3 protein-coding genes, 2 tRNA genes, 3 rRNA genes and 1 pseudogene are annotated in these 17,675 nt (G+C 39.9%); all 9 read right to left on the bottom strand.

Annotated elements, in window-relative coordinates:
• Positions 1-6: 6 nt before the first annotated feature.
• On the bottom strand, positions 7-3,006 hold the full coding sequence (locus ACFX5U_RS02765; protein ID WP_400262429.1) for a SusC/RagA family TonB-linked outer membrane protein: 3,000 nt from the start codon (positions 3,004-3,006) through the stop codon (positions 7-9).
• A gap of 22 nt (positions 3,007-3,028) precedes the next feature.
• Complete coding sequence (locus ACFX5U_RS02760; RefSeq protein WP_400262428.1) at positions 3,029-5,620, bottom strand: alpha-amylase family glycosyl hydrolase; 2,592 nt, start codon at positions 5,618-5,620, stop codon at positions 3,029-3,031.
• Positions 5,621-5,804: 184 nt separating this feature from the next.
• Positions 5,805-6,821 carry a LacI family DNA-binding transcriptional regulator gene (locus tag ACFX5U_RS02755; protein ID WP_038696065.1) on the bottom strand — a complete coding sequence of 339 codons (1,017 nt, stop codon included), beginning with the start codon at positions 6,819-6,821 and terminating at the stop codon, positions 5,805-5,807.
• 213 nt (positions 6,822-7,034) lie between these two features.
• Positions 7,035-7,146 (bottom strand): 5S ribosomal RNA (gene rrf, locus ACFX5U_RS02750).
• Between the two features lie 111 nt (positions 7,147-7,257).
• Positions 7,258-10,144 (bottom strand): 23S ribosomal RNA (locus ACFX5U_RS02745).
• Between the two features lie 225 nt (positions 10,145-10,369).
• Positions 10,370-10,443: transfer RNA gene (locus ACFX5U_RS02740), tRNA-Ala, on the bottom strand.
• A gap of 11 nt (positions 10,444-10,454) precedes the next feature.
• Positions 10,455-10,531 (bottom strand) — tRNA-Ile (locus ACFX5U_RS02735).
• 122 nt (positions 10,532-10,653) lie between these two features.
• Positions 10,654-12,183, bottom strand: a 16S ribosomal RNA gene (locus tag ACFX5U_RS02730).
• Together the 16S, 23S and 5S rRNA genes with 2 tRNA genes alongside form the textbook arrangement of a ribosomal RNA operon.
• A 1,212-nt stretch (positions 12,184-13,395) precedes the next feature.
• Positions 13,396-17,610: pseudogene (gene rpoC / locus ACFX5U_RS02725) on the bottom strand (DNA-directed RNA polymerase subunit beta'); the annotation flags it as partial.
• Positions 17,611-17,675 lie beyond the last annotated feature (65 nt).

Raw genomic sequence — 17,675 nt, 5'->3', positions numbered from 1 at the left:
TAAAGGTTAAAAAGCTAATTTTACACCTACTAAAAATGATCTTGTCTTTGGATAATAATTTCTATTATCAAGACCTGGAGCTAAACCTCCTAAACTAACCTCTGGATCGACACCTGAATATTTGGTAATCGTAAACAGGTTTTGACCAGACACATACAACCTTGCATTTTTAATATACTTTGATTCTTTCGTATCAAAAGTGTAACCCACAGTTGCATTATCCAATCGTAAGAACGAACCATCTTCAATGAATCTGCTCGAGGCAATCAATGGTGTTTCAAATATTCCTTCTTTAACAGCATCCTTAGAGATATTAGTTACATTCGCTTGTTGAAGACGACTCAAATCAGCTCTTGTGGCATTAAAAATTTTATTGCCATACATCCCACGTAGAAAGAAATTTAAATCCCATTTTTTATATTGAAAACTATTATTCCAACCGTAAGTGAATTGAGGAAGCGCCTGTCCCATGACCATATAGTCATCCGGTGCCGAAATCTGATCTTGTGTTACGAGTTCACCTGATGATTTTTGATAAATTGTCTTTTGAGAAGTTTCATCATAACCAATATAATTAGCAACATAAAAGGTTCCCAATGCATGCCCTGGCAGAACAATAGCTGACGTTTGACCTGTCCAACCATCTAAGCCTACACCCCCTTCATAACGTTCTGACACACCAATATTTTCAATATTTGATGATAATGATCCAACTTTATTAATATTACGGGCAAAGTTGACAGTCGTATTGTATGAAAAATTACTATTGCGGTAAACGACAGCATTTAAAGTAATTTCAACACCTTTATTACTCATGCTTGCCCCATTAGCCAATAAGCGATTGAATTGGTACGGGGGCGAAGGCACATCATACTCATACAGTAGATCTTTGGTTTCCTTATTATAATATTCTATGGTACCACCAAAACGACCTTTCCATAATTCAAAGTCCAATCCAGCATTGAACATGGATGTACTTTCCCATTTTAAGTCGGGATTCTCATTTTGATTGACACCATAGGCATTCATCCATTTACCATTGTATAAAAATTGTCCGTTTTGAGGACCAAAAATAATAATCTGACGATAAGGATCTATATTCTGATTACCCGAGATACCATATCCTAAACGTAACTTTAATTCACTGAACAAATCCTGGTCTTGCATGAAACTTTCTTTACCGATTCTCCATGCTCCAGAAATAGACGGAAATGTTGCCCATCTATTATTAACCCCGAATTTTGAAGAACCATCACGACGTACAGATGCACTCAACATATATCGATCATCATAATTATAACCAACGCGAGCATAATAAGAAATTAATAATGACTCAAGAAGATATTGTTTATTTGAGTTATCTTCCACTAAAAAAGGATTGTAACCTTCTGGCAAAGTACCTAGATTCAAATTATTTGATCCCAAATCATCGGACATAAATCCAACCGAAGACGCCCATAGGCCGTCATTATTGTTTGTTTTCTGATAAGAATAGCCAGCCAATGCATCTATATTATGACTATTAATGGAATAACTATAAGTAAGGTAAGATTCTAAAATTTTATCTATATTTTTTAAAATTGTACGTGAACCATACCCCCTACCTAATGCTTTCGAATCAAAATCTGTTCGATGCATATAGTATTTTTTATCAAATTGATTTTGTTGATACGAGATGACATTCGTCCAGGTCAATCCTTTGAAAATTGTAAGATCTGCCTTTAAACTAGCAAGTAAAGTATTATTATTCCGTTCCTCATCGCGTTGATTCAACATCGCAACTGGATTGAAATAGTTTGTTCTACCTGGTACTTGGAAATAACCATCATACGCTGCGTAACCTGCGTCATCTGAGCGTATAGGAGAGGTTGGTAAATAACGTGCAGCACCGTTAAATATTCCATAATCAACATGGTTTGACTTATTCATACTATTGGCTATATTTAATGCCAATTTTAATCGATCGTCAAAAGCATTTTGATCAATTCCAACTCTTGCTACAACACGTTCAAGATCACTTCTCTTAACAATACCTTGATTATTGAAATAATTAACAGAAGCATTATATCGCGTACCTTCCGAGCCACCTGTTAATGATAGATTATGATTATGTGAAACCCCAGTTCTTGTTATTTCGTCCTGCCAATCGGTATCAAAACCAGTTTCAGAAGGAGCAACGGTCAAACCATTATCCATAACAAATTGCTTATGTTCAGCAGCACTTAGCACATTAACGCTATTCGCGACACGCTCAATAGCAGCATAACCACTATAAGATAAAACTGGTTTACCTGCTTTTCCACGTTTTGTCGTCACGAAAATAACACCATTTGCCGCCCTCGATCCATATATAGCAGTTGACGAGGCATCTTTCATGACATCCATAGAAACAATATCATCTGGTGCTACCAATTCAATACTTGCACCAACTACGCCATCCACAACATATAAAGGTGAAGAGCTGGCTGTTAATGATGAGGGTCCACGTAATTGAATCGTCGATGCAGCTGTTGGGTCTCCACCTGATCTATTCACGGTCAAACCAGCAACTTTACCGGCTAATAACTGATCCGGTGAACTCACTACACCTGTATTAAATTCTTTAGGACCTACACTAGAAATGGAACCCGTAATTTGTTTCTTCTTAGCCACACCATAACCGATGACTACGACTTCCTCTAAATCACTCGTTGTTGAGTTTAAGTTAAAGTTTAAAACATTAGCACCATTAATAATTTGAATAGACTGATCTACAGTACCATAACCAATCATATTGACCGTGACAGTCGCCTTACCAACTGGTACTTTACTAAATTGATACTCCCCGTTTTGATTTGTAGCTGTCGAGATTTGACTTCCTTTGATTAGAATGGTTGCTCCCACTAATGTTTCCCCCTTATCATCGACCACTTTACCAGAAAGTGATGAGTTTTGAGAAAAAGCATTTACCCAAAGCAACATCAGAAGACCAAAGGTCATTACAGCTTGTAATGTAAATTTGCTCATAATGTAATTGATTTAAATTTGTTTAGTTTATTAGTTTAGTTTTACTTAAAAGGTAGTATTCACCAGGTTTAATAGCAATATGATGACCTACTTCCCAGTTTAAAATTGAATGTTGCATATTATCATACCAAGTACCCGATAAAGCATTTGTTATGGAAAGGTCCCTATTCACGATATCAAAATTACCGATCACGAGTACCCTTTGATCACCAGCAGTCATAACATAATATTTCAAACCATCCTTTAAAGAGGATAGCTGTAAAGTAGCATTTCGAAAAATTGGATTTGTTTTTTTTAGACGTATCAATTTGGCATAATGGTCGAACAAACCGCTACGAGAAGCATTTTTCAAATAATCCCATTTCAAAGGTTTTTCTCCCGTTCTATCATTTTCATCAATAGAAATATCATAACCAAATTCACCAAATTGCCAAATCATTTTAGGTCCTGGACTTGTTAGTAAGAAAGTCGCAGCAGCTTTAATTCTATCTAAAGCAGTTGAAAGATTTTTAACAGAATAAGAACCAGCCACATTTCCATACTGTGCATTTTTAAACTGAATACGTTCCTCATCATGAGATTCCATATAGCTAATCAAATTGGGCGTTTCAAATCCATGTGCTTCCGCAAATAATCTACTCAAGTCAGATTGAGAGGCCGTATGATAACCCATTGTGGCCTCATTGAAACTCCTATTCATATTATTCCATAACAGCATACCTGTCGCCGCCAATTCCCGTTCTTCTTCATCTACGGCAAAATGTTCTAAAATCACATAGCAGGTAGGGTCAATTGTTTTTAGATAATTATGATAATCTTTCCAGATTGCTATTCGACCAGCATCATAAGCTGACCATGAAGCAACATCATCCCCTGAAACACCTGTATTTTTCTGTGTAAATCCTTTTGATAAGTCGAATCGAAAACCATCTATTTTAAATTCAACCATCCAATACTTCAAGACATCCTTAACAAAATCTTGTGTGTATGCACTTTCATGATTGAAATCATATCCTACATTATAAGGATGACGCGCTTGCATATTAAACCAAATGTTACTAGACGAAGTCGTAATGTTTTCAAAATATAGCTGAGCAAGCGGAGACTGCCCAAATGCATGGTTCAAGACCACATCAACAATAACGGCGATTCCTTGCAAATGCAGATTGTCAACCAAACTTTTCAGTTCATTTTCACGGCCATAATATTTGTCCAAAGCCAAATGAAAAGAAGGATTATAACCCCAACTGGAATTTCCTTCACTTTCTTGAATAGGCAGCAATTCTACTGCATTAATTCCCAACCGTTTCAAATAAGGTATCGAATCACGAATTGACAAAAAATCGTGTGCCATGGAAAAATCACGAGTAAGCAATTCGTATATCACTAAATCATATGGATTTGGTTTAATGAAATTCTGAACTTTCCAATGATATTCCTCATTATTTAAGTCCAATACACTCACATTACCCGCTGTATTTTCTTTAGGATAGGAAGGCAAATAAGCAATTGATTTGCCTATACTGCCATCATAAATTGGATCTAAAATAATATGACTATAAGGATCTGCTATCTTGAATTGACCGTCTATTAAAAATTGGTAAGTATGCTTTTTTGAAAAGTCCAAATCTGTTAAAGTAAGCCACCAAGTATCGCCATTGGGTGTTTGCTTCAAGACATACTTTGATTCAGCCTGGTAATTATTAAAACTACCCAACAGGAAAACATTCAACTTCCCTGGAGCTGTTAGGGCAAAAGTTACAGCTTTACTTTGCTTATCGATAGTTATACCGTTTTTATTGGCATGCAAAGGCAATTCTTCAATTTCAGGCTTATCATTAACAAAGACTCGAATCTGCTCTTCAAAAGTACTTCCATTAGCCTCAATCCGTGCATTAATAATATGAAAACCAAGCTTCCCAAATTTACATGTAAACGTATGTTTTAATACGTCATTTACACTTTCCTGTAATACATTATCAATCCGAATAGAAAGTTTCCCTCTTATATTAGACAAGACATCTATAGCTAATTCTTCGTTTAACATATATGACTCTTTCTCCGTTGTTAAAATATAGGTCGGCTGCGTATTGGGCTGTAAAAATACAAGCGCAGCTTTATTTTTCAGCACTACTGGTATATAGATATCAGATCCATCCTTATTTCTTTGCACTAAAGTACCTGCAGCATTTCGTATCAATAGCGCAATTTTAAAAACTTCACTTCCATTAATGCCTTTAAAAATCTGCGTGGGGTTAATGGTTATAGAATAGCTACCATTAGGTTGACGATTGAGTTTATAAGCTTCTATATTTTTAGACCAATCTGTAGCAACTTCCTTCCAATCGTGCTCATCTTTACTTGCTGTTGTAATGAGACCGATATGTAGGTATAAAGATTCATTTTCAGAAACTAGCGCACGATTACCTTTATTTAAATCAAAAAACAACGTAATCGATTCATCCCAATAATTAAATAGTTGATTTGTGGTTGCTAAACCTATATCATTTGGTGCTACCTCCTCTACTGTTGTTTCAGATGAGGGATTGTTTTTTTTACAACCAAAAAACACGATCGATACACTAAAAAATAGAGAAATAAAATAATGTTTCATAACTATCTATAATTGGTTGCAACATCACTGGGAACGTTCCCATTATTTAGTTCAAATAATGGCTCATTCTATAAAATATACTATAAATTAAACAGTAAAATCTTGTTACAATTGGCTTCATTATACTGGGAACGTTCCCAATATTTATCTAAGATAAAAAGCTAAAGAGTTAAATCCAAACTTTTTAGTAACTTTTTTTACTCGATTTTTGAAAAATTAATGAAGAATCGAGATAAGTAATCTCTTGATTAGTGAAGATAAACGGTTTAGCAATTAATTGGCAAAGGTATTCTGTTGCCATCTTTCCCATTTCATATGCTGGTTGTTTAACAACACTTAAGGCAGGTTCAATGAGGTCTGCTATATCTAAACATGAAAAACAAATCAGTTTTAACTCGGAGGGAATCAATATACCTTCATTCTTGGCAACACGCATAGCTGATATTGCCAAACGTTCAACTGAAGCAAGTAACCCATCGGGTTTTTGTATACGATAAAGATTTCTAATATCTTCCATATTGCCTTCCGGCTCATTTACCGTATCAAGGATTAAATTTGAATCGAAGGGAATTTGATATTTCTCTAAAGCGGCCCTGTAGCCAGCCATACGTATTTTACCAATAGAAACGTTTTGATTGATAACTAAATAAGCTATGCGCTTACAATCATTTTCGATGAGATGTTCCGTAGCTAAGAAGCTCGCTTCAAAATCATTACCTGTCACAAATGGAGTGTATACATCATCATAAGTTCTATCAAAAAAAACGATAGGTAAGTCATTATCCTTTAAAACCTGAAGGTGGCTATGATCATGTCCTTCGCCGGATGCAGACATAACAACCCCATCTACTCGACCATTGATTAATGAACGTATAATAGAGGCTTCTTTGTCTACACGATGATCTGTTACATAAATTAAGGTATGATAATTTTTCGATCTAGCGACCAATTCGATTCCTTTAATAGCTTGGCTAAAGAATTTATTACCAAATTCAGGAATAATAATAGCAATGGTATTGCTTTTATTAGCTCTTAGGTTACTGGCATACATATTAGGCGAGAAGCCTAATTCATCGGCCATTTTCAAAATACGTGCCTTAGTATTTGGATTAATATCATTGCCATCCCTAAAAGCTCGAGATACTGTTGATTTGGATAATCCCAATCGTTCTGCTAGTTCTATAATCGTTATCTGTGACATTATTGCTGAAATAAAGGCATTCCAAATATAGAACAAATTTAGCAGTTTAACTTAGCCTATAACACAAAAAAGGCAACCTTCTAACCCCCAATATTTACGACTACTTACGACATAACATCGGTTGCTGGGTGATGTCCGGTCCGGAGGTGCTCTCCCCCAGAAAATCCAGAACACAAAAAAGCCCTTGCTGTACTGCAAGGGCTTCTGTATAAAAAAAGGCACCGACCTACTCTCCCACCTGTTACGGCAATACCATCGGCTCTGGCGGGCTTGACTTCTCTGTTCGGAATGGGAAGAGGTAGACACCGCCGATATAGGCACCTAAAATAAGGTTATCAGAATATAGAAACAATATCCATTACGGATAAAGTGACCATCTGATCTATAGACAATTGAAAGAAAAACTAAAAGAGGAAGACAACAGTGTCTGCGTTGCTTGAGAAAGCTTCGGGTGATTAGTATTGCTCAGCTATGGTATCTCTACCTTTACACCTGCAACCTATCGACGTAGTAGTCTTCTACGGCCCTATAAGGAAGTCTCATCTCGTGGCTAGTTTCGCACTTAGATGCTTTCAGCGCTTATCTATTCCCGACGTAGCTACCCAGCCGTACACCTGGCGGCATAACTGGTTTACCAGCGGTCAGTCCATCCCGGTCCTCTCGTACTAAGGACAGATCCACTCAAACTTCCAACGCCCACAACAGATAGGGACCGAACTGTCTCGCGACGTTCTGAACCCAGCTCGCGTGCCACTTTAATGGGCGAACAGCCCAACCCTTGGGACCTTCTCCAGCCCCAGGATGTGACGAGCCGACATCGAGGTGCCAAACCTCCCCGTCGATATGAGCTCTTGGGGGAGATCAGCCTGTTATCCCCAGCGTACCTTTTATCCTTTGAGCGATGGCCCTTCCATACAGAACCACCGGATCACTATGTCCGTCTTTCGACCCTGTTCGACTTGTTGGTCTCACAGTCAAGCAAGCTTATGCCATTGCACTCCTCGTACGGTTACCAAGCGTACTGAGCTTACCTTTGAAAGCCTCCGTTACCTTTTTGGAGGCGACCACCCCAGTCAAACTACCCACCAAACAATGTCCTCGATATAACCGAGTTAGAAACCGGATACAGAAAGGGCGGTATTTCAAGGTTGATTCCATGACTCCTAGCGAAGCCACTTCAACATCTCCCGCCTATCCTACACATCCTGTACCCAATTCCAATGTTAAGCTATAGTGAAGGTGCATGGGGTCTTTCCGTCCCGTTGCGGGTAATCGGCGTCTTCACCGATACCACAATTTCACCGAGCTCATGGCTGAGACAGCGCCCAGATCGTTACACCATTCGTGCAGGTCGGAACTTACCCGACAAGGAATTTCGCTACCTTAGGACCGTTATAGTTACGGCCGCCGTTTACTGGGGCTTCGATTCAATGCTTCTCTTACGATGACATCCCCTCTTAACCTTCCAGCACCGGGCAGGTGTCAGGCCTTATACTTCATCTTTCGATTTTGCAAAGCCATATGTTTTTGTTAAACAGTCGCCTGGGCCTTTTCACTGCGGCTTCTCCATTGCTGGAGGAAGCGCCCCTTCTCCCGAAGTTACAGGGCCATTTTGCCGAGTTCCTTAGCCATGATTCACTCGAGCACCTTAGGATTCTCTCCTCGACTACCTGTGTCGGTTTACGGTACGGGTTTTTATAACCTGAAGCTTAGCGGGTTTTCTTGGAAGTCTGTTTACCTGCTCTATCAACGCCGCCGAAGCTTTGCTGTACTATTGGGTTTCAGCAGGGTCGGCGGATTTGCCTACCGTCCCTATACCTACGCCTTTCAACGAACTATTCCGTCAGTTCGCGGCAGTGTCACTACTCCGTCACCACATCGCAGTTATAAAAAGTACTGGAATATTGACCAGTTGTCCATCGGCTTACTCCCTTCGGATGCGCCTTAGGCCCCGACTAACCCTGATCCGATTAGCGTTGATCAGGAAACCTTAGTCTTTCGGTGGGCGGGTTTCTCACCCGCCTTATCGTTACTTATGCCTACATTTGCTTTTCTATGCACTCCACGACCCATTACCAGATCGCTTCACCGTAAATAGAATGCTCCCCTACCAGATGCAACGTATGTTGCAAATCCATAGCTTCGGTAATACACTTGATGCCCGTTTATTATCCACGCCCGGCCGCTCGACTAGTGAGCTGTTACGCACTCTTTAAATGAATGGCTGCTTCCAAGCCAACATCCTAGCTGTCTAGGCAACCGGACCTCGTTAGTTCAACTTAGCGTATATTTAGGGACCTTAGCTGATGGTCTGGGTTCTTTCCCTCTCGGCCTTGGACCTTAGCACCCAAAGCCTCACTGCCGGCCATATCTTATAGCATTCGGAGTTCGTCTGGATTTGGTAGGATTTGACTCCCCCGCACCCAATCGGTAGCTCTACCTCTATAAGACTCTATGCCGACGCTGTTCCTAAAAACATTTCGGGGAGTACGAGCTATTTCCCAGTTTGATTAGCCTTTCACCCCTACCCTCAGGTCATCCGAAAACTTTTCAACGTTTATCGGTTCGGTCCTCCATTACATGTTACTGCAACTTCAACCTGCCCAAGGGTAGATCACAAGGTTTCGCGTCTACCTCATCTGACTATGCGCCCTATTAAGACTCGCTTTCGCTTCGGCTGCGTGGCTGAACCACTTAACCTTGCCAGACAAGAGTAACTCGTAGGCTCATTATGCAAAAGGCACGCCGTCACTGCACCTGGCAGCTCCGACCGCTTGTAAGCACACGGTTTCAGGTTCTTTTCACTCCTCTGTTCGAGGTTCTTTTCACCTTTCCCTCACGGTACTAGTTCACTATCGGTCTCTCAGGAGTATTTAGCCTTATCAGATGGTGCTGACAGATTCCCACAGGGCGTCTCCGACCCCGCGGTACTCAGGGTACTGCTAGGCTAGCATTCTATACGTGTACCGGGCTATCACCGTTTATAGCTGGGCTTCCCATCCCATTCCACTTCTGTTTGCTAATGCCACATCGCAGCCCTACAACCCCACTGATGCCGTAACATCAATGGTTTGGGCTCTTTCCCGTTCGCTCGCCACTACTTGGGAAATCATTATTATTTTCTTCTCCTACGCCTACTTAGATGTTTCAGTTCAGCGCGTTCGCGTATTATACAACATACCTTCAGTATGCTAGGTTGCCCCATTCGGAAATCTTCGGATCGAACTCACATTTGCTGATCCCCGAAGCTTATCGCAGCTTATCACGTCCTTCATCGCCTCTGAGAGCCTAGGCATCCCCCGTGTGCCCTTATTTACTTTCTTCACCTCATAGCCCTTTTGCTACTATGGGTTGCTTTTTGATATATATAACCATGATGCTACGCATTAATCCGTTCGGCCTTGACCGAGGGTCTTCATAATACATCGAGCACATCACAGTATTGTCTCTACTGTTGTCTTCTCTTGTAATTTTTTTCTTTCAATATGTCAAAGAACTCTTTGTCCCCCTTATAATGAACACAATATCTTGGTGTTCGGGCAGACCTGTGGAGAATATCGGAGTCGAACCGATGACCCCCTGCGTGCAAGGCAGGTGCTCTAGCCAGCTGAGCTAATTCCCCGTATCGTTTTATGGTAGTCCCGAGCAGATTTGAACTGCTGACCCCTACATTATCAGTGTAGTGCTCTAACCAACTGAGCTACGGGACTAGCTTATCATTCTCTCTCTGGACCATCCTACAGGGATGGGCACATTTCTTCAAATGTTTCTTTTTGTTTCTATAATATAAATCATGTGTATACGTAACGAGCTTCAATCTTGAATGCTCTAGAAAGGAGGTATTCCAGCCGCACCTTCCGGTACGGCTACCTTGTTACGACTTAGCCCCAATTATCGGTTTTACCCTAACACGCTCCTTGCGGTTACATGCTTTAGGTACCCCCAACTTTCATGGCTTGACGGGCGGTGTGTACAAGGCCCGGGAACGTATTCACCGCGTCATTGCTGATACGCGATTACTAGCGAATCCAACTTCATGAGGTCGAGTTGCAGACCTCAATCCGAACTGTGAATGGCTTTTAGAGATTAGCATCATATTGCTATGTAGCTGCCCGCTGTACCATCCATTGTAGCACGTGTGTAGCCCCGGACGTAAGGGCCATGATGACTTGACGTCGTCCCCACCTTCCTCACTGTTTGCACAGGCAGTCTGTTTAGAGTCCCCGACATAACTCGCTGGCAACTAAACATAGGGGTTGCGCTCGTTGCGGGACTTAACCCAACACCTCACGGCACGAGCTGACGACAGCCATGCAGCACCTAGTTTCGTGTCCCGAAGGACTGATCCGTCTCTGGATCATTCACTAACTTTCAAGCCCGGGTAAGGTTCCTCGCGTATCATCGAATTAAACCACATGCTCCTCCGCTTGTGCGGGCCCCCGTCAATTCCTTTGAGTTTCAATCTTGCGACCGTACTCCCCAGGTGGATAACTTAACGCTTTCGCTTGGACGCTTACTGTGTATCGCAAACATCGAGTTATCATCGTTTAGGGCGTGGACTACCAGGGTATCTAATCCTGTTTGATCCCCACGCTTTCGTGCATCAGCGTCAATGCTAACTTAGTGAGCTGCCTTCGCAATCGGAGTTCTAAGACATATCTATGCATTTCACCGCTACTTGTCTTATTCCGCCCACTTCAAATAGATTCAAGTCCTACAGTATCAAAGGCACTGCGACAGTTAAGCTGCCGTCTTTCACCACTGACTTATAGGACCGCCTACGCACCCTTTAAACCCAATAAATCCGGATAACGCTTGGATCCTCCGTATTACCGCGGCTGCTGGCACGGAGTTAGCCGATCCTTATTCTTCAGGTACATTCAGCTACTTACACGTAAGTAGGTTTATTCCCTGACAAAAGCAGTTTACAACCCATAGGGCAGTCATCCTGCACGCGGCATGGCTGGTTCAGAGTTGCCTCCATTGACCAATATTCCTTACTGCTGCCTCCCGTAGGAGTCTGGTCCGTGTCTCAGTACCAGTGTGGGGGATTCTCCTCTCAGAGCCCCTAGACATCGTAGCCTTGGTGAGCCGTTACCTCTCCAACTAGCTAATGTCACGCGAGCCCATCCATATCCTATGAATATTTGATCATCGAGTGATGCCACTCGATGATGTTATGCGGTGTTAATCTCTCTTTCGAGAGGCTATCCCCCAGATATGGGTAGGTTGCTCACGCGTTACGCACCCGTGCGCCACTCTCATCGGTTCGTAGCAAGCTACTCCCCGAATCCCGTCCGACTTGCATGTATTAGGCCTGCCGCTAGCGTTCATCCTGAGCCAGGATCAAACTCTCCATTGTAAAATGAAGTGTAAGATCAAGACTATTTATAATAAATAGAATTGTCTTGTATTTTATTTCTAATTCTAAAATTGAACAGGTTGATTTTTTTTAACTTTCGTCGTTTCTCAACACTACTCGTTACGTTACATGATTATATTTTTAAAGAACTTTTTTCGCTTCCGCATCTCGCTTCGGCCATATGATGTCGGCATTGCGCCGTTATCGATCTTGTTTTGGTTCCCTTCGTTTCCGTTGGGACTGCAAAGGTAGAGATCTTTTTGGTATATCCAAAATAAATGTGAAAATTTATTTTTGGAGACCTTTTCGATTTCTGCGTCTAAATTAAATAGACCCTCTTTTTTTCAGTGTCAGCCCTTTCGAACCGACCGTTCCTCCCTTGCGGAGTGGTGCAAAGATAGACCATTTTTATAATCACTTCCAAACGTTTTCTTGCTTATTTATTGAGAAAGGGGGTAACTTGCTGTATCATTGGATGATTGTTTTCAATCCTCATTATTAATCCGTATTTTCTCAGTACTCAAATAGGATTAAAACCATTCTTTACCTTTTAAAATGCGGCTTACTCCATTCCCTAATTTTACGCTTTAAATATGAATCTATATTCATCTGCTAATCGTACAGGTATTAAAAACGGTCACATGCAGTAACAATAATAGTCTAAAAAATAAAAACTTCTTCTAAAATGGGACTATGATTACAAAATGCTTATATATTTTCCAAGCATCAGACTTGAAAAAAAGGTCCAGAACAATCTAATCATTATATATTCTTATTTATTTTCTCTTTTATTCTGAATAAAAGAGAAAATAAATAAAGCATGACCTCCCCTAGCTAGCTATTTTTGTCATATATGATACCGTATTATAGATAAAGACCAACTACACTTAGCTAACATACAAGCCTATCATTTCTAAATCGGATAAAAATCAAAAATACACCTGCCACAAACAATAGGATCCATCATAGTAACTACTATAAGGCAGTATCAAGAGATGTTCAGACAGCAGAAATCATCTGTTGAAGATAACGTATGAACAAATATAAAGATGACAATACAGCATTTGAAAAGAAGGGCTACAATGTGTTCCAAAACAAAAAAGGGTTGCAGATAAAATCTGCAACCCTTTTTGTTATTTTAAGAATTATTAATCTTCTTCTTTAGAAGCTAATAATTGATCGTATTCTTCACGAGAAACCAACGATAATACTACTGTACTGACGAAGACCTGTACCTGAAGGGATCAAGTGACCCACAATTACGTTCTCTTTCAATCCTAATAAATTATCACGCTTACCTGCAATAGCCGCTTCGTTCAAGACTTTAGTTGTCTCTTGGAATGATGCTGCTGAGATAAATGATTTTGTTCCTAAGGAAGCTCTAGTGATACCTTGCAATAAAGGACTAGAAGTTGCAGGAATTGCATCTCTAACCTCTACTAATTTAAGATCACGGCGTCTCAAGCTAGAGTTTTCTTCACGTAATTTACGTAACGAAACAATCTGACCAGGACGTAAGTCATTAGAATCACCCGATTCAACAACAACTTTTTTGTCATATAATGAATCATTTTCTTCCATGAAATCCCATTTGTTAACAGCTTCTTTTTCTAAGAAACGTGTATCTCCTGGATCCTCGATATTAACTTTTTGCATCATTTGGTGAACAATCGTTTCAAAGTGCTTATCATTGATTTTCACACCTTGAAGACGGTAGACCTCTTGGATACCATTTACAATATAATGCTGTACTGCTGAAGGACCTTTGATTGATAAGATATCTGCTGGAGAAATCGAACCATCTGATAAAGGCATACCTGCTTTGATAAAGTCATTATCCTGAACTAAAATATGCTTAGAAAGTGGAACTAGGTATCTTTTAATTTGACCATCACGAGACTCAATAGAAATCTCACGGTTACCACGTTTAACACCACCTAAAGTTACAACACCATCAATTTCCGTTACAACAGCTGGATTAGAAGGGTTACGTGCTTCGAATAATTCCGTTACACGAGGTAGACCCCCTGTAATATCTCGAGTTTTACCTGTAGAACGAGGAATCTTAACTAAGATACCACCTTCTTTTACAGTTACACCATCCGATACCGAAACGTGAGCTCCTACTGGAATATTATAGGTACGAATTACTTCCCCTTTTTTATCCATAATCTTGATAGCAGGGTTTTTCGTTTTATCACGAGTTTCAATAATTACTTTCTCTTTGTGACCAGTTTGCTCATCTGATTCTTCGCGGAAAGTAACACCTTCAACGATTGCATCAAATTCAACTTTACCGGCAAACTCAGAGATAATAACAGCATTATATGGATCCCATGCTACTAACTTATCACCTTTAGCTACTTGATTTCCTTCTTCAACGAATAATTGGGAACCGTATGGGATATTTTGTTGGAATACAACTTTTCTCGTTTCATCCAAAATTTTAATCTCACCAGAACGACCCAATACTACTTGATGTGTACCATCTTCACCTTCTTGTGATACTGTACGTAAGTTTTCAAACTCAACCGTACCAGCATATTTAGAAGAAATCTGAGACTCATTGGCAATGTTAGATGCCGTACCACCGACGTGGAACGTACGAAGCGTTAACTGTGTACCTGGCTCACCAATTGATTGTGCTGCAATTACTCCGACAGCCTCACCCAATTGAACACGTTTACCAGATGCTAAGTTACGACCGTAACAAGAAGCACATACCCCACGTTTACACTCACAAGTCAATACTGTACGAATCTCGATACCTTCAATACCTGAAGCTTCGATACGTTCAGCAGTAGCTTCTTCAATATCTTCATTTTCAGAAACAAGTAACTCACCTGTTTCAGGATCATATACATTGTATAAGGATACACGACCTAAAATACGGTCATATAACGGTTCTACAACATCATCATTATCTTTTAATGCAGTCGTGTAAATACCTCTTAAACCACCACAATCTTGAATCATGACAATCATATCTTGTGCCACATCATGTAAACGACGTGTTAAGTAACCCGCATCGGCAGTTTTCAATGCCGTATCGGCAAGACCTTTACGAGCACCGTGGGTAGAGATAAAGTATTCTAATACTGAAAGTCCTTCTTTAAAGTTTGATAAAATCGGGTTTTCAATAATTTCACCACCTGCTGAACCTGATTTCTGAGGTTTAGCCATCAAACCACGCATACCACACAACTGACGAATTTGCTCTTTCGAACCACGCGCTCCAGAATCAAGCATCATATATACTGAGTTGAAACCTTGATTGTCATTCGATAAGATATCCATTACGTGTGATGTCAACTTATTGTTGATACGTGTCCAAATATCGATGATTTGATTATAACGTTCGTTGTTTGTAATGAAACCCATATTATAGTTACCCATTACATCTTCAACTTCGTTAGTAGCTTGTTGAATTAAATCAGTTTTAGCGGCAGGAATATTCAAATCTTGCAAGTTGAACGATAAACCACCTGTAAAAGCTGTTTGGAAACCTAATTCTTTCATATCATCCAAGAACTGCGCAGCACGAGCCATACCCGTAGTTTTTACAATTTCTCCAATGATATTACGCAAAGATTTCTTTGTCAATAACTCGTTGATAAAACCCACTTCATGAGGAACAACTTGGTTGAATATAACACGACCAACTGTTGTATCAATTAATGCATCAACGATATTACCTTCTTTATTTCTGATCTTAGTTTTTACCTTGATAAAAGCATGCGTATCAATTTTCTTCTCATTTAAAGCGATAATAACCTCTTCAGAAGAGTAGAAAGTCATTCCTTCACCATGTACAATTTGCTCTTCAGTACTTTTACGGCCTTTAGTAATGTAATAAAGACCCAAAACCATATCCTGAGAAGGTACAGTTACTGGAGAACCATTTGCAGGGTTAAGAATATTATGCGCAGCTAACATCAATACTTGGGCTTCCAAAACTGCAGCATTACCTAAAGGTAAGTGGACTGCCATCTGGTCACCATCAAAATCCGCGTTAAATGCTGTACACACTAATGGGTGTAATTGAATTGCTTTACCCTCTACTAAAGTAGGTTGGAAAGCTTGAATACCCAATCTGTGTAACGTAGGAGCACGGTTTAATAATACCGGGTGACCTTTCAACACGTTTTCTAAAATATCCCAAACAACTGGATCTTTACGATCAACAATTTTCTTGGCTGATTTTACAGTTTTCACGATACCACGCTCAATCATCTTACGAATGATAAACGGTTTGTAAAGTTCTGCTGCCATATCTTTAGGGATACCACACTCATGTAATTTCAAGTGAGGTCCAACGACGATTACCGAACGAGCCGAATAATCCACACGTTTACCCAATAAGTTTTGACGGAAACGACCTTGTTTACCTTTTAAGATATCAGACAATGATTTCAACGCACGGTTACCTTCAGTTTTCACTGCGTTAACTTTACGTGAGTTATCGAATAATGAATCGACAGCCTCTTGTAACATACGTTTCTCATTACGTAAAATTACTTCTGGAGCTTTGATTTCAATTAAACGTTTCAAACGGTTATTACGGATAATAACACGACGGTATAAATCATTTAAATCTGAAGTCGCAAAACGACCACCATCTAAAGGCACTAATGGACGCAATTCCGGTGGAATAATCGGAACGATCTTAACAATCATCCACTCCGGACGATTCTCAATACGATCTCTTGAACCACGGAATGCTTCTACAACGTGAAGACGCTTTAAAGCCTCATTTTTACGTTGTTGAGAAGTTTCGTTAGCCGCTTGGTGACGTAAATCATAAGATAATTTATCTAAATCAATACGTTTCAACAACTCTTCTAACGCTTCAGCACCCATTTTAGCAACGAATTTCTGAGGATCGTTGTCATCTAAATATTGGTTTTCTTTAGGTAAAGTATCTAAAATATCTAAATATTCTTCTTCAGTCAAGAAGTCCATGTAGTTGATACCATCATCCTCTTTAATACCAGCCTGAATAACTACATATCTTTCGTAGTAGATAATCATGTCTAGTCTCTTAGTAGGAAGACCTAATAAATAACCAATTTTATTTGGAAGAGAACGGAAATACCAGATATGTGCAACAGGAACCACTAATGAAATGTGTCCCATACGCTCACGACGTACTTTTTTCTCCGTAACTTCAACACCACAACGGTCACATACGATACCTTTATAACGGATACGTTTGTATTTACCACAGTGACATTCATAATCCTTTACAGGACCAAAGATACGCTCACAGAATAAACCATCACGTTCTGGTTTGTAGGTACGATAGTTAATCGTCTCCGGTTTTACAACTTCACCACTAGAACGCTCTAAGATTGTTTCTGGAGATGCCAAGCTTACAGTAATTGATGTAAAGTTGCTTTTAATTTTATTATCTTTTTTGTAAGACATACTTATTCAAAAGTTAAAGCTTTATAAAGAAGTTTTAGTGACCAAAGTAGCCACTAAAACTCTAT

This window comes from Sphingobacterium sp. SG20118 (assembly GCF_044740685.1).
In the GTDB taxonomy this organism is placed as follows: Bacteria; Bacteroidota; Bacteroidia; order Sphingobacteriales; family Sphingobacteriaceae; genus Sphingobacterium.
Note: the sequence above shows the minus strand (reverse complement) of the source record. Positions and strands in the feature narration are given on the sequence as shown.